This is a genomic window from Mesorhizobium sp. M0189, from assembly GCF_040322135.1.
GTDB lineage: Bacteria > Pseudomonadota > Alphaproteobacteria > Rhizobiales > Rhizobiaceae > Mesorhizobium.
Genome location: NZ_JAMYSW010000001.1, coordinates 96,454 through 119,052 on the forward strand (window position 1 = coordinate 96,454; position 22,599 = coordinate 119,052).

A 22,599-nucleotide genomic window follows, 5' to 3' on the forward strand; every position below is an offset into this window, starting at 1 on the left:
CATATAGGGACGGCAAAGCCGGCTGAAAGACAAGCCGAGTGCAACCTGCGGCCGAGACGCCTATTTCTTCGCTATCTGCTTCTTCACCAGATCGATCTTGCGGTCGGTCAGCGGGATGGGGAGTGTGTAGCCGGCTTCGGTAAAGCCTTGCTTGGCGTTCTCGAAGAATTCGATCGCCTTTTGGTATTCGGCATTGCCGCCGCCATAGCTGCCGCGGTTCCAGTGGACGTCGCCGAGATTGTTCTGCTCGAAGGCCCATTGCATCGGCTGGCCTTCGCGGGTGAAGACCTTGAGCGTCGCCTCGAAGGCGGCTTCGGCGTCGTCCAGATATCTGCCGGTCCGTTCGAGATTGCCGAGATTGATCAGGCTCATGCCGATGCCGTTCTGCGCGTTTGCCCAATCGACGGGGGAGGTCTCGAAGGTCAGCACCTGTAGCGCCGCCCGGCGCGCGGCGATAGAAGCGGCCAGTTTGCCGGGATCGGCCTCGCTCATGCTCAGCCATTGCAGCGCCGAGCCGAGGCCGGCCTGCGCCAGCGCCCATTGCCGCGGCGTCGTCTCGCGCTTGTATTCGCGCAGTGCATCGCGATAGGCCTCGATCGCGTCTTCGTAGTGCACCGGCTTGTCGGTCACGCCGCCGAGCAGTTGCAGCGTGTTGCCGAGATTATAGTGGGTCATCGCCCAGTCGAGCGGAAAGCCCTTCTTGGTATAGACGCGCCGTGCCGCCCGGTATGCGGCGGCCGATTGCTCAAGCCTGGCAGCATCGCGGGTGCGCTGGCCGAGCGTCTGGTAGATCGAGCCGAGATTGTTCTCAGCGGAAGCCCAATCCATCGGAAAGCGCTGGCGGGTGAAGATGGTCAGCGCATCGCCGTAGGCGGCAGCCGCCTCTTCGAGCAGGCCGGTGCCGAGATCGAAACGAGCAGCACTGCTCAGCGCGTTGCCGAGATTAAGGCGGCTGGTCGCCCAGGAGACCGGAAAGGTGGCGCGGGTGCGGATCTTGAGCGCAGCGCGAAAGGCATCGGCCGCTTCGTCGATTTTCGCCTTGTCGTTGCGTTGCGTGCCGAGAGACACCAGCGTGTTGCCCAGATTGTTCTGAAGCATCGCCCACTGAACGGGTGCTTTTTCGCGCGTGTACTCTTCAAGCGCCAGCCGGTAGGCAGTCTCGGCCTCGGTCAGGCGCTCGCCATTCGGTTCCCGTTCCGAAAGCGCATAAAGCGCAAGGCCGAGATTGTTTTGCGAGGCGGCCCAGTCCAGCGGGACTTTGTCCCGCGGACGCTTCTCCAGCGTGGCGCGCATCGCCACCACCGCCTCGTTCAGGCGTTTCGGGTCGCTCTCGCGCTCGCCGATCTTAAGCAGCACATTGGCCAGGTTGTTCTGGGCGGCGGCCCAGTTGAGGTCGTCCTTCTCGCGCTCGAACACGACAAGCGAATCGCGAAAGATCTTCGCTGCCTCTTCCAGCCGGTCGGTTTCGCGCTCGCGCTCGCCGATCGTCTGCAGCACCACCGCCATGTTGTTGCGGGTGATCGCCCAGTCGCGGTTCTGCTCGCCATTGGGGATGAAATTCAGGATGACGCGGTAGGCGTCGATGGCGCGCTGCAGCGCTTGCCTGTCGCCGGTGGCATTGCCATGGGCATTCAGCGCTTCCGCCTCCTGGTTCTTGTAGTTCCAGCGCAGTCTGTCGTCCCATTTCTCGACCAGCGAGAAGGCCTTGCCGTAATCGTTGGCGGCCGACAGATAGTCGAAGACCAGCGCCGAAGCGTCGGCGCGCCTGGTATAAATCGCCGCGTCGGCAAGACGTTTTTGCCTGACCAATTCCTCCGCCTGGTCGACGGCGCCGCTGGCCTGCTCGACCCGGCCCACCGCTTGGTCGAGGAAGTTGCGCGCGGTGACGATGGCGCCCTGGCCTATGGCCTTGTCGGCCGAGGCGACGAGGCGGCTTATCTCGGGGTCGTCGGTGCGCAGCGCGTCGCGCTCGGAAATCATCTTCTTCAGGCGCTCGGCCTGGGCGTCGAGCAGCTTTTGCAGGTCGGTGGGGTCTTCCGGCATCTTTTCGGTGCCGAGCGCCTTCAGCACGCCATAAAGCGCGTCGAGCGGCACGCCGTCCTGCAGCGAGGCCAGTTCCACCTGTGCCCGCTTGGGGTCCGGCAACTCGGCAATCGTCAGCAGCAATTGCCGCCGCTCGCCGGTGATCAGCCCGTCGTCGCCGGTCGGTTCCTGCGGTGCTACGCCGAAATAGAGCAGCCGGCGCAGGCTTTCATTGACCCATGGCCGCTGCTTTGCCTTGGTGTCGAGATAGACCTCCTCGGTCACCATGCGCATGACCGAGCCGAACTCCGTGCCCTTCATCGCCGCGAGATGGCGCAGAAGTGCCGCTGCGTAGGGGCTGTTTTCGCCGACGATACCGTCGAGTGCCGGCCGCCCCGGCTCGGCGGCAAAGCCGATCACCGTTCCCAGATTTTCCGTCGCGGTCGCGTCCGCCAGTGCCTTGGCGCCGCGCACCGGCTCCAGTCCGCCGGCGCCGATCGGCGAGGCCGAGGCCGTGGGCGTCCGGCGCAGCACCGCGTCCGCCGGAAACGGGTTGGTGCGGCAGGCATCGAGCAGCATGATCGTTACCGGCACGGTCGTCTTCAATTCGTCCATGACGGCGGAGATCGGCACCAGGGCCTGATCGGCGTCCTTCAATGAAGAAACGTCGGCGTCGACCGGCACCAGATAGTTTTCGCCGCCGGCCTCGATGCCGTGGCCGGAATAGTAGATCAAGGCGACGTCGGCGTCCTCGGCATCCTCGGCGAAACGCTCGAGATCACGCTTCAGCTTTGCCGCGTCGCGGTCGGTGACGCTGCGCGCGTCGAAGCCGAGATCGGTCAGCAACTTGGCGATGTCGCGGGCGTCGTTGGCGGGGTTGGGAAGAGCCGTTATGTGCCGGTATTTCGACTGGCCGACGATCAGCGCCACGCCCTTGAGGCTTGCTGGCTCCGCGGCATGAGTCGAGGTCACCACGAGACAGAGCAGGGCGGCGACGAAAGCCGTCAGCCACGCCTGCTTGAAGAAGTGCTGATTTCCGACAAGGCCCATTCGCCGCGTGTCCCCCGACAACCCTGTATAGCGCTGCCATCCAACCATGAGCAAATTCGGGCAAGATCCGAGCGGCCGGATTGTTGGCTGGTACATTCGCGAGGGAAGGGCGATTGCGCCGCGATCAGGGCTCGCCTATCACGGCAAAAATGTCTCCGCTTACCGAAACCGTCCTCTTCGTCTTCAGTCTCGTCGGGCTCGGCTATCTTGCCGGGTTGACCGGCTATTTGAAGCCGGCGAGCGGCGAGGGCGTATCCGAATTCGCCATCAACGTGGCAATGCCGCTTTTGCTGTTCCAGACCATGATAAAGGCGGATTTCCACGGCGTGGCGCCGTGGTCGCTGTGGGGCGCCTATTTCGCAGCGGTGGCGCTTACCTGGGCTGCCGGCCATCTGGTCATTACGCGCATCTTCGGACGAGACGCACGCGCCGGCGTCGTCGGCGGCGTGTCGTCGTCCTATTCCAATGTCGTCCTGCTCGGTGCTCCCTTCATCATCGGCGTGTTCGGCCCGGCCGGGTTCGAAGTGCTGTCGCTGCTGGTTTCCATTCACCTGCCGGTGATGATGATGGCCTCGATCATCCTGTTCGAAATGTTCGGCCGCGGCGGCAGCGAGCCTGTGCATCCGCTCCGCGTCATCACGAGCTTTCTCAGGAGGGTATTCATCAACCCGCTGATCATCGGCATACTGGCCGGGCTCGCGTGGCGCTTCACCGGTACGCCGCTGCCAGCGCTTGCGACGCGGTTGAGCGACGCGCTGGCCGGCACGGCCGCCCCGGTGGCGCTGTTTGCCATGGGGCTAAGCCTGCGCCGTTTCGGTATTTCCGGCAATGTCCGCCCGGCGCTGGCGCTGTCGGCGCTGAAACTGTTCCTGATGCCAGCACTGGTTCTTTGCCTGGTCTGGCTGATCGGCCTGCCGCCATTGACCGCCAAAGTGGCGGTCATGGTTGCGGCGTTGCCGTCCGGCATCAATTCCTATCTCATTGCCGTGCAGTTCAACACCGGCCAGGCGCTGGCATCGAACCAGATGACCATCGCCACCGCCAGTGCGGTCGTGACCACTGCGTTTTGGCTGACAGTGGTCGTCCATATTTTTGGATAGGAGCCCGGCGGGATCGCTCTCGCTTTGGCTGGCCTAAACCCTATATGCCATCTTGTGATTGCTTGCGGGGCTTGCCCTGGGCTAAGAGCAGTGGCTCTAGCGATGCTATCGCGCACGTCCATTCACGAAATCAGCGACCGGCCCGCCAGGTGCCGAACGGAGGCGAGATCATGCTTCAGAAAACCAGCCATTTCATGCGGCAGGCCAATCTCATCAATGGCGAATGGGTGCAGGCCGATTCAGGCCAGACGGTCGACGTCAACAACCCTGCCACCGGCCTCAAGATCGGCACCGTGCCGAAGTCGGGCAAGGCCGAGACCCGCCGCGCCATCGAGGCCGCCGACGCTGCCTTCAAGACATGGCGCAAGACCACCGCGCTCGAACGCTCGAAGCTGTTGCGCAAGCTGCACGACGCGATGATGGACAATCAGGACGTGCTGGCCGAACTGCTGACCATCGAGCAGGGCAAGTCGCTGTTCGAATCGAAGGGCGAGATCGGCTCGGCCGCGTCCTACATATTGTGGTTCGCCGAAGAGGGCCGCCGCACCTATGGCGACGTCGTTCCGTCACCCTGGGCGGACCGCCGCATCCTGGTGACCAAGGAGTCGGTCGGCGTCATCGCCGCCATCACGCCATGGAATTTTCCATCCTCGATGCTGGCCCGCAAGCTCGGCCCGGCGCTTGCGGCCGGCTGCACGGCCGTGGTCAAGCCGGCGTCGCAGACGCCTTATTCCGGGCTTGCCTGGGGCGCGCTTGCCGAAGAAGTCGGCTTCCCCAAAGGCGTGATCAACATCCTGACCGGCGCCGCCGGCGAGATCGGCGACGAGATCTGTGCCAATCCGCTGGTCAAGAAGATCACCTTCACCGGCTCGACCGAGGTCGGCAAGATCCTGATCCAGAAGTCGTCGGTGACCGTCAAGAAAGTGTCGATGGAGCTCGGCGGCAATGCGCCGTTCATCGTTTTCGACGACGCCGATCTCGATCGGGCCGTCGCTGGCGCCATCACCGCCAAATACCGCAATTCCGGCCAGACCTGCGTCTGCACCAACCGCTTCCTGGTGCAGGCCGGCATCTATGACCGGTTCGTCGAAAAGCTGGCTACTGCGAGCAACGGGCTGAAGGTCGGTTCCGGCCTCGAAGACGGTGTCCAGCAGGGACCGCTGATCGATGAGAAGGCGGTGGAGAAGGTCGAGGAGCTGATTGCCGACGCTACTGCCAAAGGCGGCAAGATCGTCGCCGGCGGCAAGCGCCACGCGCTCGGCGGCTCGTTCTTCCAGCCGACGGTGATCGCCAATGCCACGCCGAAGATGCGCTTCATGAAGGAAGAAATCTTTGGCCCGGTAGCGCCGGTGTTCAAGTTCGAGACCGAGGAAGAGGCCGTGGCACTCGCCAACGACACCGAGTTCGGCCTGGCCTGCTACTTCTACACCGGCGATCTCGGCCGCGCCTTCCGGGTCATGGAAGGGTTGAAATACGGCATGGTCGGGGTCAATGAAGGGCTCATCACCACGCCTGAGGCGCCGTTCGGCGGCGTCAAGGAATCGGGCCTCGGCAAGGAAGGCGGCCATCAGGGCATCGAGGATTATCTCGACACCAAATATGTCTGCATCGGCGGACTTGGTCTCTAGAAGCCTCATACGGTAATTCCGAAAACGATCCTGGGCCGCTTCGGAAAGGCCAGGCTGGCGTCGATCGAGCAACGAACTTGCGAGCATGGCGATGAAGGACGGCGAGGTTTTCGGCACGACGCAGGCGGGCGAGGAAGTCCGCCGTTTCACCATTCGTGGCGGCGGCCTTACCGCCAACATCATCGGCCTGGGTGCGATCATTCAGGATCTGCACCTGGCCGGGCACGAGGCGCCATTGGTGCTCGGCTATGATCGTTTCGAGCACTATGAGACGGATACCGCCTTCTTCGGCACTGTCGTCGGGCGCTATGCCAACCGTATCCGCGACGGCCGCTTCACGCTTGCCGGCAAACGCTACCAGACCGAGCGCAATTTCCTCGAAAAGCACACGCTGCATGGCGGTTCGCAAGGTTTTTCGCGCCGGGCCTGGGCGGTTTCGCTGCATGGCAGGGATTTTGTCACGCTGACCCTGCACGACCCGGACGGCATGATGGGCTTTCCCGGCGCGCTCGACGTGACCTGCACCTACCGGCTCAAGATCCCCGGTACGCTCAGCGTCGAACTGACCGCCACCTGCGAGGAGCCGACGCTCTGCAATCTCACCCAGCATTCCTATTTCAACCTGGATGACGGCGGCGCCGGCGACATTCTCGACCACCGGCTGATGCTGAATGCCGGCGCCTATCTTCCTGTCGACGCCGATTTGATTCCGACAGGCACGGTCAAGCCGGTCGACGGCACACCTTTCGACTTTCGCCAGGCGCGGCCGCTGCGCATGGAGACCGAGGGCGAGCAACTCCCCTACGACCAGAATTTCTGCCTCGCCTCGACGCGCGGGCCGCTGAAGCAGGCATCATGGGCGCAAGGCGCGAATTCCGGCGTCGAGATGGAGCTCTGGACCACCGAGCCAGGTGTCCAGCTCTATACCGGCCAGTATCTGGCGCCGTCCTCGCATGGACTGGGCGGACGCCAGTACAAGGCGTTTTCAGGCTTCTGCCTGGAACCGCAAATCTGGCCGGATGCGCCCAACCGGCCGTATTTCCCGCAAGCCACGCTGTGGCCGGGCCAGATCTACCATCACGTGACGGAATGCCGGTTTAGGCTGCCTTAGGGCATGACCCCCGGAAACCGGCATGGTTTTGCTGCGCTGACCTCCGGTTCGGAAAGGATCATGCAAATTCAAAGTGTTATAGCGTCCTTTGCGCGTCCAATGACGCGCGGCGCTCTGGAGTCAAAACGCAATCACTCTGAACGACCGACTTCGAACCCTCTCGGACCTTTGACGCCGAGAGCCCTGACGACGCAAGTTGACCCTGAGCTGCCCTTCGTCAGCCCATTTCACTGCGCGATAGCCGACATTCGCGGCACTCGGCACTGACCCCTTGCTGACCTTCTCCAAGACGAGCCCCAAGCGCAAGTCGTGGCCCCAGTGGGGACAATCGACAGGCGCGATCACCCTATGTAGCTGCTTGGCGATCGAGCCTCGAAGTCAACCTGATAGACTTTTGAAATGGGCGGCATAAAATTCGCTTTTCTGCTTTCAATGAAAGCAACGCGAAATGGCCGAAGAACGCGCCCAACGCCGCCTTGCCGCCATATTGGCTGCCGACGTGGTGGGCTACAGTCGACTTCTGGACCTGGACGAGCAAGGAACGTTGGCCGCTTTAAGGAGGACGAGGAAGGAAATCCTCGAACCACTCGTCCGCGACCGTCATGGCCGTATTGTGAAAGTGATGGGTGATGGCGTTCTGGTCGAGTTCGGAAGCGCGGTGAACGCCGTGTCATGCGCCGTGGACCTTCAGAAGCGGATGGCGGCCGCAAACGAGGGTGTGACCGCCGACCGGAGAATCTACCTGCATATCGGCATCAATCTGGGCGATGTCGTTGTCGAGGACGGCGATCTGTTCGGCGACGGCGTCATTGTCGCAGTGCGGCTCCAGGCAATGGCCGGGGCAGGAGATGTCTGTGTGTCCGGCAGCGTCTACGACCAAGTCAAGCGGAAGCTCGATTGCGGCTTCGACGAACTTGGTCCGCAAGCGATCAAGAACGTCACCGAACCAGTGTCTGTCTACCGGATCCGGCTGTCGACCGCATCGGACGATGGCGGGCTCGCGGAGAAAGCGCCTCTGCAGCTCCCCGCCAAGCCCTCCATTGCCGTCCTGCCCTTTACGAACATGAGCAATGATCCGGAGCAGGAGGCATTTGTCGATGGCCTCACCGAAGACTTGATCACGGATCTGTCGAGGACAAGCGAGTTGTTCGTCATCGCCAGCAACTCGGCATTTGCATACAAAGGCAGGCACGTGGATGTGCGTCGCATCGCGCGAGAACTGGGAGTTCGCCATCTTCTTGAAGGTAGTGCACGGCGGGCCGCTGGACGGGTGCGTATCAACGCCCAACTGATCGACGCGATCGCGGGTGACCACCTTTGGGCCGAAAGATTCGACCGGAGCCTAGAAGATATCTTCGCCGTTCAGGACGAGGTGACCGGCAAGATTGTCGAGGCTCTGGTTGGCCGCCTGACCACCGCGCCGGCGCGCAACAGACCGAGCAACCTGGAGGCCTATGATCTCTGTGTGCGTGCCCGGGCCCTTGGCCTGCAAACGGCGCTCACCGCGAAAGAGGCCATTTTGCTGCTGAACCGGGCAATCGCGCTCGACCCGGAATACGCGGAGGCGCACCGTTGGCTGGCACTCAACCTCTGGCTGGGCTGGGAGTTCTGGGACGAACCGATGGACCCCAACCGCGCAAGAGCGCTCGCCGAAGCACAGCTGGCGGTCGAACTCGACCCGAACGACGCCGGGAACAGATGGGTATTGGGCGTCATACTGGGACATGAGAGTCGCTGGGTGGAATCGGATGCCGAATTCGATGCTGCCCACGAGTTGGACCCCAACCACGCCGACGCTTGGGCGATGCGGGCCGAGTTGACGACTGAAAAGGGGCGACCTGCCGAAGCCATAGAGCAGGTCCGCAGGGCACTGCGACTCAACCCTCACCCGCCCGGTTGGTATTACTGGATGTTGGGCCAGGCCCAATATGCCATGGGCGACTACGAATCCGCGATCCAAACGCTGCGCAGGCCCGAAACCTATCGCACGACTTCACGACGCCTGCTTGCAGCAAGCCTTGCGCAACTTGGCCGTTTGGAGGAAGCGCGCTGGGAGGCGAAAATGTTCATGATAAGCGATCCGCACTTCACTATCCGGCACTGGTCGGATTCGCAGCCATTCCCAGCCGAAGACGTGCGCCGGCATATCGTGGAAGGTTATCGCATGGCGGGGCTGCCAGAATGACTGTCATTGGTTATACCTTCGGCCTGCTGTCGACAGGCGTCCCAAGGCTGCCGTAGCAGCGAACATTTTGGTCTTCTGACGGAACGAAATTCGCCATATCGTGCGTTTGTTTCGCCTCATGGTGTGCTTGAACATGGCCAGTGAAGACTTTCGGCACCGGATAGCGCGACGCGAGGACCTCGCCTCCATGATTGCGCTCATGGATGCAGCGATCTCCGAACTCCAGAAACCGTTTCTCGACGATGACCAGATCCGATCCAGCCGCGCAATCATGGGGCTGGACACGCAGCTTGTCGATGATGGCACCTATTTCGTCGTGGAGCACGCCGGCGTCCTGGCAGGCTGCGGTGGCTGGAGCCGGCGCACGACCATGTATGGTGGTGATCAGTCACCGGGACGCAACGCGGCACTGCTTGATCCAGCCACGGACGCGGCGCGTATCAGAGCCATGTATACGCATCCGGACTTTGTCCGGCGAGGCGTCGGCCGCCTTATCCTTTCGCTGTGTGAACGTGCCGCTAAGGCTGAGGGCTTCCGCCGTGCCGATCTGGCAGCCACGATGGCAGGAGAGCCGCTCTATCGAGCCTGCGGCTACCAACCCGCCGAGAAATTCGTCGATGACCGTGGCGGCGCTCCGGTTCCGATCCTGATGATGAGCAAGACGCTCTGAGCTACGCTCAAAGGCCACTCGCTCGCGGCCGGCACTCGCTCCGGCCAGTATGGCAGGAGGAGGATGCTGGAGATTGAACCAGGCCATCTCGAACGAAACAGTACTTCGCCTGTACTTCCGCTCCATGGTCGAGTCGCGACCGACGTGGGGGTTTTCGGGAACGTCTCGAGATGGCGCATGTGGTCGGGTGGCGCGTTGAGTTTAACCGGATCAAACGACCATCCGCTTCGGGTCCGCATCAGGTCGTAGCGAGAACGAGCGCAATGCTGAAGCGCCATGATTGTCAGCAAATGGCGCTCTGTGCTCATTCCCGCCGACTAATTCAAACGGCAAGTTCCGCCCATCTGGGCCATTGGCGGCAGCCAGTCTGATTGAGTTTTGACCCTAATCCTCAAACGCCGCCCTCAGCGTTTCGAACGTCGCAAACACGCCCAATGCAGCGCCCTCGGGATTCTTGGTCGGTGGCAGAGCTTCAGCTATCCGGCGCACCAAGGTCGTCTCAGAACCGGCTGGAGCGTTCTTTCGGCTGAGGCGACTTCAAGCCGTGACAGGAGCATTCCGGATCAGCGGGAAGTCGCGCGGCGGTCTCCAGCGCGACCCGCGAGGCTGTCATGGAGAGACTGGGCAGCACGTCCTCCTGCAGCAATTTCTGGCGATTGCGATCCATATAGTCGTTGAAGCCCGCCGTCACGAATGCGCAAGGCACGAAACACGCGCCGATCTCGCGCGACAAGGTCGCCTCAGGGGCGATGGAATGGTTGAGGACATCCGCACCCATGCCCCGATACGCCAAGGCTTCGGCTGGCGTTGTCAGTCGGGGCCCATAACAATGGGCAGCCACCAACTGCTGTTCGATGCCGTAAACGCGGCATTCGGCTGGCCAATGACGGCGGGCCGTTTCGACCAGAACCGCCGCACATCTTGGACACACGATTTGCTTGCCCGAACAGTCAAAGCTCTGGCGGTCAGGAAGCAGTGAAAACGGGGTCTGCGTCAGTTCAATGATGTCGGCGGTCACCACCATGTCGCCCGGCTGGATCGCCTTGTTGACGGCGCCTACAGTCGAGCAGGCGAGAACTTGCCGTACACCCGCCCGCATCAATACCCAGAACGCGCGGCGATGGCAGGAATGGTCGATACGGTCGCGGGGATTGCCGTGCGAATACATGCACAACGCACGTTTTGCTCTCCCTTCGGCTGTGATGGACGCATCGAACTCGAGCAGCTTCCAGTTGTCGGTACGACCGAAAGGCGTTTCAAAACTCATGTCGCGCCGCAACGTGCGCACACCATCGAATTCGACATCTTCCGGGAAGGCAAGCCCCCAGTTTGCCGACCCGGTGATGATGGCCAACCCTACCTGAGGGATGTCCGTCGAATGATCCGTCAGATCGTCGGCTGCATGGTGATTGGTGGGCATGTTTCCAGTCTCGGTCAGGATTTTTGGCGAAGGGTCACAATCAGGACCACGGCCACGACGATGACGGTCCACAATGTCGAGATCGCCGCAATGGTCGGATCGATCTGATCGCGCAGCGACAGGAACATAAGCTTCGGCATCGTGCTGTTGCGACCGCTTGCGATGAAGATCGAAATCACAGACTCGTCGAGCGAAGTCAGGAACGCCATCAATGTCGCCGACAGCAAGCTGATCCGAAGTTGCGGAACGATTATTCCGCCAATGGCTCTGGCCCAGTTTGCACCGAGGCTGCGCGCCGCCTGGACCTGGTTCCAGTCAAAGCGGGCGAGAGCCGGCAGCAACACAATGCAGGCGACCGGAACGGCCAGCACCACATGTCCGACCAGCACACCGAATAGCGTTCCGATCAGATGTTGTGCAGCCAAGACAAAGAAGAGACCGATCGCAAGCAGGATACCCGGGGTGATCGAGGGGGTTAGCAGGACGCTCTGGATGATCGCAGCGGTTTTTCCGCCCAGCCGATTCATTGAAATGCAGGCGAGCAGCGCAAACGGCACCGCGATCAACGCCGTCAATGTCCCAAGGATCAAACTCGTTCTGAGCGCAGCCATCCACGTTGCCGAGCCGAAGAAGTTCTCATACCAACGCAACGAGTAGGCGTGCGGCGGAAACTCGAGGAGATTCGACGCCGAAAAGGAAAGCGGCACCACCACGAGCGTTGGCAGCATCAGAAATGCCATGACAAGAGCGGCAAAGCTCCAGAGCAAAATGCGGGCGAGCCTGTTTTGCGGATAGGCTTCAAGCATGGGGGGCTTCCACTGTGTTCTGGGCCACCAGGCGGCGTGCCGCCAGCAACATCACACCGATCAGCGCCATAAGAACGAGGAGCAGAATGCCCAGGACGCTCGCCGACCCCCAGTCCTGAAAGGTCGATAGTGTACGCTCGATCCGGGTAGAGAGAGGATTTACCTTGCCGCCGCCAAGCACCGCCGGCGTGATGAAAAAACCTATGGCGTAGATGAGGACGATGATCGAACCCGAGAAGATGCCGCCCGCCGATAGCGGCAAAATGACCGTGCGGATGACCTGCCTGAGAGTGGCTCCCATGCTCGCCGCCGCGCGAATGAGATTTGGGTCGATATCGCGCATCGCAGCATAAACCGGCAGCAGAAAGAGCGGCAGCATGTAGTGCACCATGCCGATGAGCGTTCCGGTGAAGTTGTAGACCAGCGGCAATGGCTCCGCCGTCAGGCCTGAACCGGTCAAAGCCGCGTTGATCAGGCCATCGCGCCGCAAGAGCACGAGCCAACCATAGGTACGCACCAGAATGGAGGTCCACAGCGGCAGCATGACGAACGCCATCAGCACGTTGGCCACCCTTGGTCTGACGCTGGCCAGAGCCAGCGCCAGGGGGGTGCCGAGAAGAATGCAGGCCGCCAGCGTACCCAGGGACAGTTCGAGGGTCGTGACGAGCGCCGACCATGTCAGTCCGCTTGAAAGGACCTTCTGGTAATTGCCCACGGTGTACTCACCCGCGGTGGTCAGGAAGGACTGCCGGATGATCCAAAGGATGGGCAGTATCGCCGCCAGCCCAACGATGAACAGCGCCGGGAGCGAAAGTGAAAGAAAAAACCGCCGCTCGCGCCGTGCATCCGCAGCGAGCGCCGGATCCCGGACGACGGTCACGCCGTCGCTCCCGGTATGGCGTGAACCTTCGCTGCTGGTGCATATGCGGTCATCCGCTGACCGGCGGCAAGCTCGGCGCAGCCGCCGGCCAGCGCTGCCGGAATGCAGACAAGAACCTCTTGCCCACCGTCAAGCGCCAGCGTCAAAAGCCAGTTTTCGCCGCGGAACGCTTTGGCGCGCAGTATTCCTTCGAGAGCCACTCCGTTTCCCCCGACGAGCTTCGCATCAAGATGGAAGCTTTCGGCGCGGATCATCAGAGTTTCGCGTGATGGTTCGGCGCCGTCGATTCTGCGTGCTGAGCCTGGCGCCACAATGTTAGCCTCGCCCATGAACTCCGCGACGAAGCGGGTCGATGGACGATCATAAATTCGCTGCGGCGTATCTATCTGCTGGATGCGGCCAGAGTTCATCACCGCAATCCGGTCAGACATAATCAGCGCTTCGCGCTGGTCATGGGTCACATAGATTGTGGTGATCCTTAGATGATCATGCAGGCGCCGGATCTCATACTGCATGGTCTCGCGCAGATTCTTGTCGAGCGCCGACAGCGGCTCGTCCATCAACATCACGCGCGGTTCGAAGACGATAGCCCGCGCCAATGCCACCCGTTGACGTTGGCCGCCGGATAGTGCGGCAACATTGCGCTCCGCCAGGCCATCCAGCTTCACGCGGGCCAAGGTATCAAGCGCCCGCTGACGCGCCTCCGCTCTCGGTATCTTGCGCAGCACCAGCGGATACGCGACGTTCGCCAGGACATTCATGTGGGGAAACAGGGCGTAATTCTGGAATACTATGCCAATGTCTCGTTTGTTGGGCGGCAGGCGGGTGATGTCTCGATCGCCCAAGAGAAGTTTACCGGAATCCGGCCGGACAAAACCGGCCAGAGCCATGAGTAACGTGGTCTTGCCCGATCCCGATGGCCCTAGCAGCGTGAGGAATTCGCCAGCCTGAATGTCGAGCGAAACATCATCCAGTGCGACGTAGGATCCATAAGCCTTGTGCACGCTTTCGATGGTGATCGCGAGCGACTTCATCATGTGCTCCAGCCTTAAGGCGCGTCGCCTTCGACCGGCCTCACGCGACACGCTTTAGGTTCTTGTTTTCATGCATGTTGTTGTCGCAAAACCGCTGCACACTTTTGCGCGATATGCATTAGAGCTGAGAGTCAGCGGGCCATCATTTCATCGAAGGCTCTTTGGGCAGCCTCGCCATTCTTGACCCACCATTCTGAATTCGAAAACACCGACGTGCCAGCATTTTCAGGCGCGGTCGCAAGGGTCTTCAGACGGTCCTCGGGAATAAGGCCACCCTCATATGCCGCAGGATTGACTGGGCCGTAGGCAATGAAATCGGTCAGCTTCGCAACTCGCGCAGGCTGCGTCATCGCTGCGATGAGCTTCATCGCGGCTTCCTTGTTCGGCGCTCCCTTCGGCACCCCAAGGCAGTCCGTGCCGATGACCGAACCCTTGAACGTGTAGTCAGCCGCGCCGCCATCTGCTTTCACGGTTTGAGCCCGTCCGTTCCAGGTAATGACCAAATCCGCCTCACCATCTTTCAGCAACTGCGCGGACTGAGCTCCCGAGGTCCACCACACGGCGACATTTGGTTTGATCGCTTCAAGCCGGTTGATGGCGCGCTCTAGCCCTTCCGGCGTGCTGAGCACGGAATAGACGTCCGCGGGTGCCACGCCATCGGAGAGAAGCGCGATCTCGATCGAGTCTTGCGCATTGGCGCGCAACGCGCGCCGGCCAGAAAATTTGGCAACATCCCAGAATTCCGCCCACGTCTTCGGCGGGTTCTGGCCATAGGTCTTGGTGTTCCACGACATGACGGTGCCGTAGGAGTCGAACGGATAGCAGTAGTCGGACTTCGCACCCTCCGGCACGGATTTCGGATCGATGATCTTGTAGTCGAGTGGCTCAAGCAGCGATTGTGCGGCCGCCTGGGCACCTTCCGGTGAGCCCAGGTGAATGACGTCGGTCGTGACCGCACCCGATGTGACCTGCATCTTCAAGGCGGCTAGGCCGTCGCTTAGGGTCTCCTCGCGGACATCATAGCCGAGCTCTTTTGCAGCAGGCCCCCACATGGCTTCCTTCATGGCGTTGCCATAATCGCCACCTGCGGTCGTGATGGTGACTGTTTGCGCATGGACGGGCAAGGCAGCCGAGATTGCGAATGCTGTTAAGGAAATGCGTAGCCAGGACATAGGTTCTCCTCCCCAACTTTATCCAAATGTCGCTCAAAAGTGCCATTATTTTGTAATCGTAACGTTACGATTGCATCTGAATGCGCTGGAGTCAAGCTGCTTCCTGCGGGAGTTTGGATTGACCGGGATGTCGAATCCGGTAACGTTGGCGGTCAGCAAAATCAGCCGGCGCTTTCGCAAACGAAGTCGGGCGAACAATGGCCAATCTAAAGCAGATCGCGGCGGAACTTTCCCTCTCGGTGACCACGGTATCCCGCGCTCTGAAGGATGGGCCGGAAGTGCAGCCCTCGACCATAGCCCGCGTCAAGGAGGCGGCTAAGCGGGTCGGCTATTTACCAAATCATCATGGTCGCGCGCTCAAAACCGGTCGAACGCAGACGCTGACGGCAGTACTCCCGATGGAGACACGAGATCATCTGTCCGATCTGTTGAAGCTTCCTTTAATCGAAGGCATGACGTTGGCGGCGCGGCAAGCCGGTTATAGTCTGTCCATCTATTCCACCACTCCCGACGACGATCCCGTCGAGAGTGTGGAGCGGCAGCTCCAGGCGCGCAGCGCAGACGGCCTGATCATCACACGCCTGGTGTCGGCTGATCCGCGCGTCAAGCTGCTGCTGGATAAACGCATGCCATTCGTCGCGTTTGGAAGAACCGACCTGGATATCGCGTATCCTTATGTCGATGTCGACAATGAACAGATTGCCTACGAGGCGACCCGGCGGCTCATGGATAAGGGCTGTCGACGCATTGCGCTGCAACTTCTCGTTCCGGAGGACCAAGCGAGTGCCATGCGTCTTTCCGGGTATGGAAGGGCAATGGCCGAGGCCGGTATTCCGATCGACCAATTGCTGATCGGTCATGGCATGTTCACCATGGAATCGAGCGCAGGCTGGTTCGATCGCTTGCTGGCGTCATCAGATCCGCCGACGGGCTTGGCGTGCGCCAACGAACTGGGCCTTCTGGGAGCGTTGCACGCCCTCGGCAAGCGGGGTCTTACACCAGGCCGCGACGTCCACATCGTCACCCGTGACAGCACGCGGCTGGCACGTTTCCTGCCGGCAAAGATCGGAGTTCATTCCGTGGATATGGCGGGTGTTGGACGCAAACTTATCGAAGTCCTGGAGAGCCGGATCATCAATCCGCTTGGGCCGGTGGAGACAGTCTTGGTGCAAGGCAGATTCGAGCCGGCCGAATAGTCCGGGCTGCCGTCAGGGGGCCACCTCGTCTTGAACCGGCCGGATCAGCGCCTTTGCGGCAGCTGCTCCCGCTGCAAGGATGCGATCCGACAATTCCGTCCCTTCCAGGGCGCGGGCCAGTTGAAGCGCGCCGATGAGCGTTGCAAACACACCCAACGCAACGCCCTCTGGATCATTGGTCGGCGGCAGAGCGTCGGCTATCTGACGCACCAGGGATTGGGCGCGTTCGGCATAGAGGGCCCGCGTTTCAGGCGGCTGCCGCGCTATTTCCGGCAGTAGCGCGGCCGAAGCGCAGCCCTTTCCAGGATTGTCCCGGTGCTCGGCCGATAGATATGCCCCTATGGCCATTTCCGGACCGCCGGCGGCCAACGCTTCCTGCACTTGCTGCGACTGCGCGTCCAGGGCCGCCGCCACGCTTTCACGGACGAGCTCCGCCTTGGACTGAAAGTGCGGATAGAAGGCCCCGTTCGTCAGCCCGGCGTCGCTCATGATGGTCGCCAGCCCGGACGCCGCGATGCCGTCAGATCGAAAACGTTCGGCGGCGACCTCCATGATCCGGCTGCGTGACGCGTCTTTTCGGCCCTTTTCGTAGCGCATGTCTTCTTTCCTGCCCTGCTATTGCATTATGCTCATAATCTGATATTACGACCATAATTCAATTCGTGGAAATAAGCTAGACCTCTCGAACCTGGAACATCAAAAATGAATGGGAATTCTGAAAAAACCGCAATCGTGACCGGAGCCTCCTCGGGCATTGGCCGCGCCAGCGCCGAGGCCTTGGCGCGGGCGGGGTTCACTGTCTTTGGCACAAGTCGCCGCAAGACCAGTAATGGCCCGGAAGGGGTGACCATGCTGGCATGCGACGTGACCGATGATGCGGCCGTCACTGCGCTCGTTGCCACCGTGCTCGCGCAGACCGGCCGGATCGATCTCCTGGTCAACAATGCCGGTGTCGGCCTGCTAGGGGGTGCCGAGGAATCCTCGGTCGCACAGGTACAAGCCCTGTTCGACGTCAATCTGTTCGGCGTCATGCGGATGACCAACGCAGTGTTGCCGTCGATGCGGCGGCGCGGCCAAGGGCGCATCATCAATATCGGCTCCATTCTGGGATTGGTACCCGCGCCATACTCAGCGCATTATTCGGCAGTCAAGCACGCGCTCGAAGGCTATTCGGAATCGCTCGACCACGAGGTGCGCGCCTTCAACGTCCGCGTTTCCGTCATCGAGCCGGCATTCGTCCGCACCGTCTTCGACCAGAACGGCATCGAGCCGGATTCGCTGTTGAAGGAATACGATCGGGCTCGAGCCGGGCTCAAGGCGTTGCTGGGCGATGTGATGCCGATAGCCGATCGGCCGGAAGTGGTGGCGAATGTGGTCGTCAAGGCGGCGACCGATGCCCGTCCGCGACGGCGTTACACCGCTGGCAAGGCAGCGCGCCAGGTCAGCCTGCTGCGCCGCTTTGCCCCCGCGGGGATGTTCGACAAGAGCCTGCGCAAGCAGTTCCGCTTGCCGGTCTGAACAACAGAGCCAGGGGATTTCGCGCATATGCGACTAGCAACCACAACACATTTGGTCAGGCCCTTGTGCGCAAACTCATCCTGGCTGGCAAGGGGCCGGCCGGTGGCGAAGGCATCGACAAGGTGACGCCGCTGACGATCGTGGACATGATCAAGGGCGCGCTGACTTTGCGGGATCCGAAATACTATCTCTTCTTCACAACGACGCCGAATGGGCGCCGCGCCGCAAACGCATTTCTGCAACGGCTGAAAGAGCGCCGGTCCAACCGGGACAAGGCGGTATCGCTGAGCGCCTTCGGCGCGCAACTCAAGGCGATCAAGGCCTACGGACTCCAGGCGCCGCAAGACCTGAGCGCTATCCGCATTCCCACTTTGGTTGCGAATGGCGACCAGGACAGGATGGTGCCGAGCAGCAATACCTACGATCTCGCCGGGCGTATCCCAGGGGCGCATCTGGTTATCTATCCGGATGCCGGGCATGGCGGGGTAGTTCAGAACTACGCCGATTTCGTCCCGAAAGCCCTGTCCTTCCTCGAGGCTGAGGTCTTGCCGCAGGGCGGCCATGCAACTGAAAACGTTCGGCTTGTTTTGTCGCGGAACACCAACAGACATTCTTAGAAAGTAACTGCCATGAAGGCATTCGTTGTCGATAAATATAATAAAAAGGGCCTTCTGCGGCTGGCCGAAATGCCGGAGCCGCAGCTCCAGGACAGCGATGTCCTGGTCGAGGTTCATGCCGCAGGGGTGAACCTGCTCGATTCCAAGGTCAGAACCGGAGAATTCAAGCTCATCCTGCCCTATCGCCGGCCCTTCATCCTGGGCCATGACGTGGCTGGGAAGGTTATCCGCGTGGGATCGAAAGTCCGCAAGTTCAAGGCCGGCGACGATGTCTATGCGCGGCCGCGCGATGGCCGGATTGGGACATTCGCCGAGTTCATCGCCATGGATGAAGCCGATGTGGCCTTGAAGCCTGAGAATCTCAGCATGGAAGAGGCGGCCTCGATTCCCCTGGTCGGTCTCACCGCCTGGCAGACGCTTATCGACAGGGCAAACCTGAAGAAGGGACAGAAGGTCTTCATCCAGGCTGGTTCCGGGGGCGTGGGAACATTCGCTATTCAGTTGGCCAAGCACCTCGGCGCGACCGTTGCGACAACCGCGAGCGCGTCGAGTGCCGATCTGGTGAAAAGTCTCGGCGCCGATGTTGTCGTCGACTACAGGCAAGAAGACTTCGAGAAGGTTCTGTCGGGCTACGATGTCGTCTTGAACAGCCAGGACGCCAAGACGCTCGAAAAATCCCTGAGCGTGCTGAAACCGGGTGGCAAGCTCATCTCCATCTCGGGTCCACCGGATTCCGAGTTTGCCAGGGAAAAGGGACTGAATTTTATGCTGAGGCTGGTGCTGCGCTTCCTGAGCCGCGGAATTCGGGCCAAAGCCAAGCGCCGTGCCGTGCAGTTTTCGTTCCTTTTCATGTGGGCGCAGGGCGATCAGCTGAGCAAAATCACCTCCCTAATCGAATCCGGCGCGATCCGCCCGGTTCTGGATCGGGTCTTTCCATTCGAAGCGACCAATGAGGCTCTGGCCTATGTCGAAACAGGACGCGCCAAGGGCAAGGTCGTCATCAAGGTCAGATAGCAGTTGCCTCGAACGCAGCCCTGAGCGTCTCGAACGGCGCCAGGGCGCCGCGCACCTGTACGACGGCGGCGGCGACGCGATGGGCGCGCTGCACCGCCTCAGTCGGCGCATGGCCGGCAAGGCGGGCGGCGAGATAGGCGCCATTGAAGGAGTCGCCGGCGCCGGTGGTGTCGACCGGGGTGGCGACGTGTACCGCCGGCACGGTTTGCAAGGTTCCGTTTTGCGCGATCAGCGCCGGTTCCTCGCCGTTCTTGACGACGACCTCGCCGACCAGCTTTCGCAGCCGTTCGGCTGTTTCCTGCGGTGTCGTATCACCAAACAGCATCTGTTCGTCGGGAAAGGTGGGTAGCGCGATGTCGGCGACGGCGAGCGCCTCGAGGATCGCGGCCTGCGCTTCCTCGCTTTGGCGCCACAGCCGCGGCCGGTAATTGGGATCGAAGGCGATCAGCGAGCCGGCCGCGCGCGCCTTGGCCACGGCCGTCAGCAGTACCTTGCGCGCACCCTCGTCGAGGATTGCCAAAGTGATTCCGGAAAAATAGACCAGCGCCTGGTTTTCAAGGCTTTTCTGTAAAGCGGCTGGGTCCGAAGCCAACTGCCTCGCGGCCGCATCGGCCCGCCAATAGGTGAACGAACGTTCGGCGCCGGTCAGCGTGATCGCATAGAGGCCGGGGCGGGCGCCCGCTATCACCGGGCTGGCGCCGACGCCGATGCCGTTTTCGGCGAGGAATTTGATCTGGTCGCCCGAGAACGGGTCGTCGCCGAAGGCCGAGACATAGGTCGCCGGCCGCTCGCCGCTCAAGGCATGCAGCGCCCATAAAGTGTTGAACGTGTCGCCGGCAAAGCCCATGCGCCAGTTCGGCCCGGCCTGGCCCGAAAGCTCGAGCATGCACTCGCCGATCGAGGCGACGCCGTTTCCTGCCATGAAGTACTCCTCCATCCGTGCAATTGCGGTGCTGTAGCTTTTTGCGGCCGGCAGCGCCATGCTTGGCGACGGCGGATTCTTGCGCTGGGCGCGATTTCCCACAGGGGCGTGGGACGCGATCTGCCCAGCGAATCGTTATCCGCAGAACAGGAATGGGTTTGGCATCGTTATGGCGTTATCTTCTTGGAGGCTTCGGCCTGGCTGCCTTGCTCGCCGGTGTGCTGGCCGTCGTCTATCTGACGGCGCCGCATGCGCCGCAACCAAGCTCGGACGTCGGCCGTTCAAGGACGACGGCGAACAAGCTGTTCGTGGCGACTTTCGAGCCCGAGAAAGGCGTCATCCGGCAGGGCGAACTGGAGTCCTGGCTGCTCACATTGAAAACCGTCGAGGGTGCGCCGGTGGAAGGTGCTGCGATAACGATTTCCGGCGGCATGCCGCAGCACAAGCACGGTCTGCCGACCAGCCCGCAGGCGACCGATTACCTCGGCGAGGGACGCTATCGCATCGACGGCGTGAAATTCACGATGAGCGGGTGGTGGCAGTTGCATTTTGCCATTTCCGCCGCGGCCGGTTCGGACACTGTCGTCTTCAACGTGGTGCTGTGAGCCATAGATGAGCCGGTTTTCCAGTCTTCTCGCGTTGGTGATGGTGGCCGTGCTCGCCGGCTGCGGCAGGCCGGAGTTTTCCGACGCCGAGAAGCAAGCCGTCGCCTCATTGGCGCTGTCCAAGCTGCCGCCGCTGAAGCCCGACACGACCAATCGCTTTGCCGAGGTGCCGGCCGCCGCGGCACTCGGTTCGACGCTGTTCTTCGACACCGGGATGAGCGGCGGCGGCACCGTATCCTGCTCGACCTGCCACAAGATCGACCGCCAGTTCCAGGACGACCTGCCGCAAGCGGTCGGCGTCGGCCGCACCAACCGGCGTACCATGCCGCTGGCCGGCGTCGCGCATGATCCCTGGTTCTTCTGGGACGGGCGGCGCGACAGCCTGTGGGCGCAAGCACTGACGCCGCTCGAAAATCCGCTGGAGCAGGCCGGCAACCGCGCCGCCTTCGCGCATTACATCAAGGCCCGTTTCGGCGAGCGCTACGAGCGCATCTTCGGGCCGCTGCCGGACCTTTCGGGTGTGCCGGCCAATGCCAGCCCGCTCGGCACCGATGCCGAGAGGGCGGCCTGGAACGCCATGCCGGAGGCGCAAGCCGAGGAGGTCAATCGCGTCTTTGCCAATATCGGCAAGGCGATCGCCGCCTTCGAGCGCTCGATCGCGCCGCCGCAGACACGCTTCGACCGTTTTGCTACCGATCTTGCGGTGGGCGCCGAGCCGCAAGGCGACGCCGTCTTTTCGCCGGAGGAAATCCTCGGCCTGAAGCTGTTCATCGGCAAGGCCAATTGCGTGACCTGCCACAACGGCCCGCGTTTTACCGACGGCAGTTTTCACAACACCGGCGTGCCGCCTGTCGCGGGCCTGCCGCCGGATCGCGGCCGCGTCGACGCGGTGGCGCAGGTCGAGGCCGATCCGTTCAACTGTTTCGGCACCTTTCGCGACGGTGATGCCAGCGCCTGCCGCGAGTTGCGCTTCATGGTCAAGGCCGGGCCGGAACTCATTCGTGGGTATAAGACGCCGTCGCTGCGCGGTGCCGCCACCCGGCCGCCCTACATGCATGCCGGGCAGTTTTCCTCGCTGGACGAAGTGGTGGCGCATTATTCCAAGGCGCCGGCCAGTGTCGAAGGTGTATCCGAGATCCACCCGCTGCAGCTTTCGGACCGCGAACGCGCGGCTCTGGTGGCGTTTTTGAAGACGCTGGCGGAGTGAGGCCGGGTTTGTGTGCGACAAGAGCGGACCACCGTCTTGGGCCGCCAAATAACGTTGACACGATGCAGGGTCGCTGCTCATGATAACCAAGGCGCAAAGTGCGATACCTCAGGCTGTGGGAGGATAAAATGCAGCCACTTGAAATCGACGCCAAGCCTCAACCTGTTTCAATTGACCCCGCCAAGACCGCAGTTCTCGTCGTGGACATGCAGAATGACTTCGGCTCGAAAGGCGGGATGTTCGACAGAGCCGGAATCGACATTTCCGGGATTCAGCGGGCTGTCCGCCCCACCGCCCATCGCGTCGGATGCACCCAGGAGCAATCATGACGCCTCGATTACGCTCGTGCAGATACTCTTTGGATGGACATCGACGTCCGACCATTTCCTGAGGGCGATCGAGGAGCAATTTCAGGAGCGTCTTGAACGAGCCGGATGAGCTG

The 22,599-nt window shown here is 61.7% G+C and carries 19 protein-coding genes and 1 pseudogene; 12 read left to right on the forward strand and 8 right to left on the reverse strand.

The window, feature by feature from the left end; translation table 11 throughout:
• Positions 1 to 60: 60 nt before the first annotated feature.
• Positions 61 to 3,072 (reverse strand): caspase family protein, encoded by a 3,012-nt coding sequence (locus NKJ09_RS00440; RefSeq protein ID WP_023719980.1) that lies wholly within the window; start codon positions 3,070 to 3,072, stop codon positions 61 to 63.
• Between the two features lie 149 nt (positions 3,073 to 3,221).
• Here NKJ09_RS00440 and NKJ09_RS00445 point away from each other — a divergent pair, with 149 nt between their 5' ends.
• The 5 genes from NKJ09_RS00445 (at position 3,222) to NKJ09_RS00465 (ending at position 9,766) form a co-directional block, all read left to right on the forward strand.
• A complete protein-coding gene (locus NKJ09_RS00445; RefSeq protein ID WP_352495988.1) occupies positions 3,222 to 4,172 on the forward strand; it encodes an AEC family transporter in 951 nt (316 codons plus the stop codon).
• Positions 4,173 to 4,342: 170 nt separating this feature from the next.
• Positions 4,343 to 5,800, forward strand: a complete 1,458-nt coding sequence (locus NKJ09_RS00450; RefSeq protein ID WP_352484202.1) for an NAD-dependent succinate-semialdehyde dehydrogenase — start codon at positions 4,343 to 4,345, stop codon at positions 5,798 to 5,800.
• An 85-nt stretch (positions 5,801 to 5,885) separates the two neighbouring features.
• Positions 5,886 to 6,911 carry an aldose epimerase family protein gene (locus NKJ09_RS00455; RefSeq protein ID WP_352495971.1) on the forward strand — a complete coding sequence of 342 codons (1,026 nt, stop codon included), beginning with the start codon at positions 5,886 to 5,888 and terminating at the stop codon, positions 6,909 to 6,911.
• Positions 6,912 to 7,359: 448 nt separating this feature from the next.
• On the forward strand, positions 7,360 to 9,096 hold the full coding sequence (locus NKJ09_RS00460; protein ID WP_352495972.1) for an adenylate/guanylate cyclase domain-containing protein: 1,737 nt from the start codon (positions 7,360 to 7,362) through the stop codon (positions 9,094 to 9,096).
• A 187-nt stretch (positions 9,097 to 9,283) separates the two neighbouring features.
• Entirely contained in the window at positions 9,284 to 9,766 is a 483-nt protein-coding gene (locus NKJ09_RS00465) for a GNAT family N-acetyltransferase (protein ID WP_245278622.1), read from the forward strand.
• A gap of 499 nt (positions 9,767 to 10,265) precedes the next feature.
• On the opposite strand, the gene NKJ09_RS00470 is transcribed toward NKJ09_RS00465, so the two are convergent.
• The 5 genes from NKJ09_RS00470 to NKJ09_RS00490 all read right to left on the reverse strand — a co-directional run bounded on the left by NKJ09_RS00470 (position 10,266) and on the right by NKJ09_RS00490 (position 15,078).
• Entirely contained in the window at positions 10,266 to 11,186 is a 921-nt protein-coding gene (locus NKJ09_RS00470; RefSeq protein ID WP_023719986.1) for a phosphorylase family protein, read from the reverse strand.
• 14 nt (positions 11,187 to 11,200) lie between these two features.
• Positions 11,201 to 11,992 (reverse strand): ABC transporter permease, encoded by a 792-nt coding sequence (locus NKJ09_RS00475; RefSeq protein ID WP_023719987.1) that lies wholly within the window; start codon positions 11,990 to 11,992, stop codon positions 11,201 to 11,203.
• The gene (locus NKJ09_RS00480; protein ID WP_023719988.1) at positions 11,985 to 12,872 is read right to left on the reverse strand and encodes an ABC transporter permease; all 888 of its coding nucleotides are present in this window, start codon (positions 12,870 to 12,872) and stop codon (positions 11,985 to 11,987) included. The genes NKJ09_RS00475 and NKJ09_RS00480 overlap by 8 nt, the downstream gene beginning before the upstream one ends.
• On the reverse strand, positions 12,869 to 13,906 hold the full coding sequence (locus NKJ09_RS00485; protein WP_023719989.1) for an ABC transporter ATP-binding protein: 1,038 nt from the start codon (positions 13,904 to 13,906) through the stop codon (positions 12,869 to 12,871). The genes NKJ09_RS00480 and NKJ09_RS00485 overlap by 4 nt, the downstream gene beginning before the upstream one ends.
• Positions 13,907 to 14,037: 131 nt before the next feature.
• Positions 14,038 to 15,078, reverse strand: coding sequence for an ABC transporter substrate-binding protein (locus tag NKJ09_RS00490; protein WP_023719990.1), 1,041 nt, complete (start codon positions 15,076 to 15,078; stop codon positions 14,038 to 14,040).
• 197 nt (positions 15,079 to 15,275) lie between these two features.
• Between NKJ09_RS00490 and NKJ09_RS00495 the strand changes: the two genes are divergently transcribed.
• Complete coding sequence (locus NKJ09_RS00495; RefSeq protein WP_352762200.1) at positions 15,276 to 16,274, forward strand: LacI family DNA-binding transcriptional regulator; 999 nt, start codon at positions 15,276 to 15,278, stop codon at positions 16,272 to 16,274.
• A 12-nt stretch (positions 16,275 to 16,286) separates the two neighbouring features.
• Here the strand turns inward: NKJ09_RS00495 and NKJ09_RS00500 are convergent, their stop codons facing one another.
• Positions 16,287 to 16,871 (reverse strand): TetR/AcrR family transcriptional regulator, encoded by a 585-nt coding sequence (locus NKJ09_RS00500; RefSeq protein ID WP_023719992.1) that lies wholly within the window; start codon positions 16,869 to 16,871, stop codon positions 16,287 to 16,289.
• Between the two features lie 105 nt (positions 16,872 to 16,976).
• On the opposite strand from NKJ09_RS00500, the gene NKJ09_RS00505 reads away from it, so the two are divergent.
• The 3 genes and pseudogenes from NKJ09_RS00505 (at position 16,977) to NKJ09_RS00515 (ending at position 19,423) form a co-directional block, all read left to right on the forward strand.
• Positions 16,977 to 17,792 (forward strand): oxidoreductase, encoded by an 816-nt coding sequence (locus NKJ09_RS00505; protein ID WP_352495973.1) that lies wholly within the window; start codon positions 16,977 to 16,979, stop codon positions 17,790 to 17,792.
• A 62-nt stretch (positions 17,793 to 17,854) separates the two neighbouring features.
• Positions 17,855 to 18,331: pseudogene (locus NKJ09_RS00510) on the forward strand (alpha/beta fold hydrolase); the annotation flags it as partial.
• 90 nt (positions 18,332 to 18,421) lie between these two features.
• The gene (locus tag NKJ09_RS00515; protein WP_352495974.1) at positions 18,422 to 19,423 is read left to right on the forward strand and encodes an NADP-dependent oxidoreductase; all 1,002 of its coding nucleotides are present in this window, start codon (positions 18,422 to 18,424) and stop codon (positions 19,421 to 19,423) included.
• Here NKJ09_RS00515 and NKJ09_RS00520 read toward each other — a convergent pair.
• The gene (locus NKJ09_RS00520) at positions 19,416 to 20,345 is read right to left on the reverse strand and encodes a sugar kinase (protein ID WP_023719996.1); all 930 of its coding nucleotides are present in this window, start codon (positions 20,343 to 20,345) and stop codon (positions 19,416 to 19,418) included. The genes NKJ09_RS00515 and NKJ09_RS00520 overlap by 8 nt on opposite strands.
• Before the next feature lie 158 nt (positions 20,346 to 20,503).
• Here NKJ09_RS00520 and NKJ09_RS00525 point away from each other — a divergent pair, with 158 nt between their 5' ends.
• The 3 genes from NKJ09_RS00525 to NKJ09_RS00535 all read left to right on the forward strand — a co-directional run bounded on the left by NKJ09_RS00525 (position 20,504) and on the right by NKJ09_RS00535 (position 22,486).
• The gene (locus NKJ09_RS00525) at positions 20,504 to 20,950 is read left to right on the forward strand and encodes a FixH family protein (RefSeq protein ID WP_023719997.1); all 447 of its coding nucleotides are present in this window, start codon (positions 20,504 to 20,506) and stop codon (positions 20,948 to 20,950) included.
• Between the two features lie 7 nt (positions 20,951 to 20,957).
• Complete coding sequence (locus NKJ09_RS00530; RefSeq protein WP_352762203.1) at positions 20,958 to 22,157, forward strand: cytochrome-c peroxidase; 1,200 nt, start codon at positions 20,958 to 20,960, stop codon at positions 22,155 to 22,157.
• A gap of 128 nt (positions 22,158 to 22,285) precedes the next feature.
• Positions 22,286 to 22,486 carry a hypothetical protein gene (locus NKJ09_RS00535; protein ID WP_031194293.1) on the forward strand — a complete coding sequence of 67 codons (201 nt, stop codon included), beginning with the start codon at positions 22,286 to 22,288 and terminating at the stop codon, positions 22,484 to 22,486.
• The last annotated feature ends 113 nt before the right edge of the window (positions 22,487 to 22,599 follow it).

What these genes read in the sequence shown, in the direction of transcription:
- NKJ09_RS00490 (WP_023719990.1), bottom strand. Translation starts at nt 15,078, where the DNA reads ATGTCCTGGCTACGCATTTCCTTAACAGCATTCGCAATCTCGGCTGCC.
- NKJ09_RS00465 (WP_245278622.1), top strand. Translation starts at nt 9,284, where the DNA reads ATGATTGCGCTCATGGATGCAGCGATCTCCGAACTCCAGAAACCGTTT.
- NKJ09_RS00470 (WP_023719986.1), bottom strand. Translation starts at nt 11,186, where the DNA reads ATGCCCACCAATCACCATGCAGCCGACGATCTGACGGATCATTCGACG.
- NKJ09_RS00515 (WP_352495974.1), top strand. Translation starts at nt 18,422, where the DNA reads ATGAAGGCATTCGTTGTCGATAAATATAATAAAAAGGGCCTTCTGCGG.
- NKJ09_RS00505 (WP_352495973.1), top strand. Translation starts at nt 16,977, where the DNA reads ATGAATGGGAATTCTGAAAAAACCGCAATCGTGACCGGAGCCTCCTCG.
- NKJ09_RS00460 (WP_352495972.1), top strand. Translation starts at nt 7,360, where the DNA reads ATGGCCGAAGAACGCGCCCAACGCCGCCTTGCCGCCATATTGGCTGCC.
- NKJ09_RS00495 (WP_352762200.1), top strand. Translation starts at nt 15,276, where the DNA reads ATGGCCAATCTAAAGCAGATCGCGGCGGAACTTTCCCTCTCGGTGACC.
- NKJ09_RS00535 (WP_031194293.1), top strand. Translation starts at nt 22,286, where the DNA reads ATGCAGCCACTTGAAATCGACGCCAAGCCTCAACCTGTTTCAATTGAC.
- NKJ09_RS00475 (WP_023719987.1), bottom strand. Translation starts at nt 11,992, where the DNA reads ATGCTTGAAGCCTATCCGCAAAACAGGCTCGCCCGCATTTTGCTCTGG.
- NKJ09_RS00450 (WP_352484202.1), top strand. Translation starts at nt 4,343, where the DNA reads ATGCTTCAGAAAACCAGCCATTTCATGCGGCAGGCCAATCTCATCAAT.
- NKJ09_RS00520 (WP_023719996.1), bottom strand. Translation starts at nt 20,345, where the DNA reads ATGGCAGGAAACGGCGTCGCCTCGATCGGCGAGTGCATGCTCGAGCTT.
- NKJ09_RS00445 (WP_352495988.1), top strand. Translation starts at nt 3,222, where the DNA reads ATGTCTCCGCTTACCGAAACCGTCCTCTTCGTCTTCAGTCTCGTCGGG.
- NKJ09_RS00530 (WP_352762203.1), top strand. Translation starts at nt 20,958, where the DNA reads ATGAGCCGGTTTTCCAGTCTTCTCGCGTTGGTGATGGTGGCCGTGCTC.
- NKJ09_RS00455 (WP_352495971.1), top strand. Translation starts at nt 5,886, where the DNA reads ATGGCGATGAAGGACGGCGAGGTTTTCGGCACGACGCAGGCGGGCGAG.
- NKJ09_RS00485 (WP_023719989.1), bottom strand. Translation starts at nt 13,906, where the DNA reads ATGAAGTCGCTCGCGATCACCATCGAAAGCGTGCACAAGGCTTATGGA.
- NKJ09_RS00440 (WP_023719980.1), bottom strand. Translation starts at nt 3,072, where the DNA reads ATGGGCCTTGTCGGAAATCAGCACTTCTTCAAGCAGGCGTGGCTGACG.
- NKJ09_RS00500 (WP_023719992.1), bottom strand. Translation starts at nt 16,871, where the DNA reads ATGCGCTACGAAAAGGGCCGAAAAGACGCGTCACGCAGCCGGATCATG.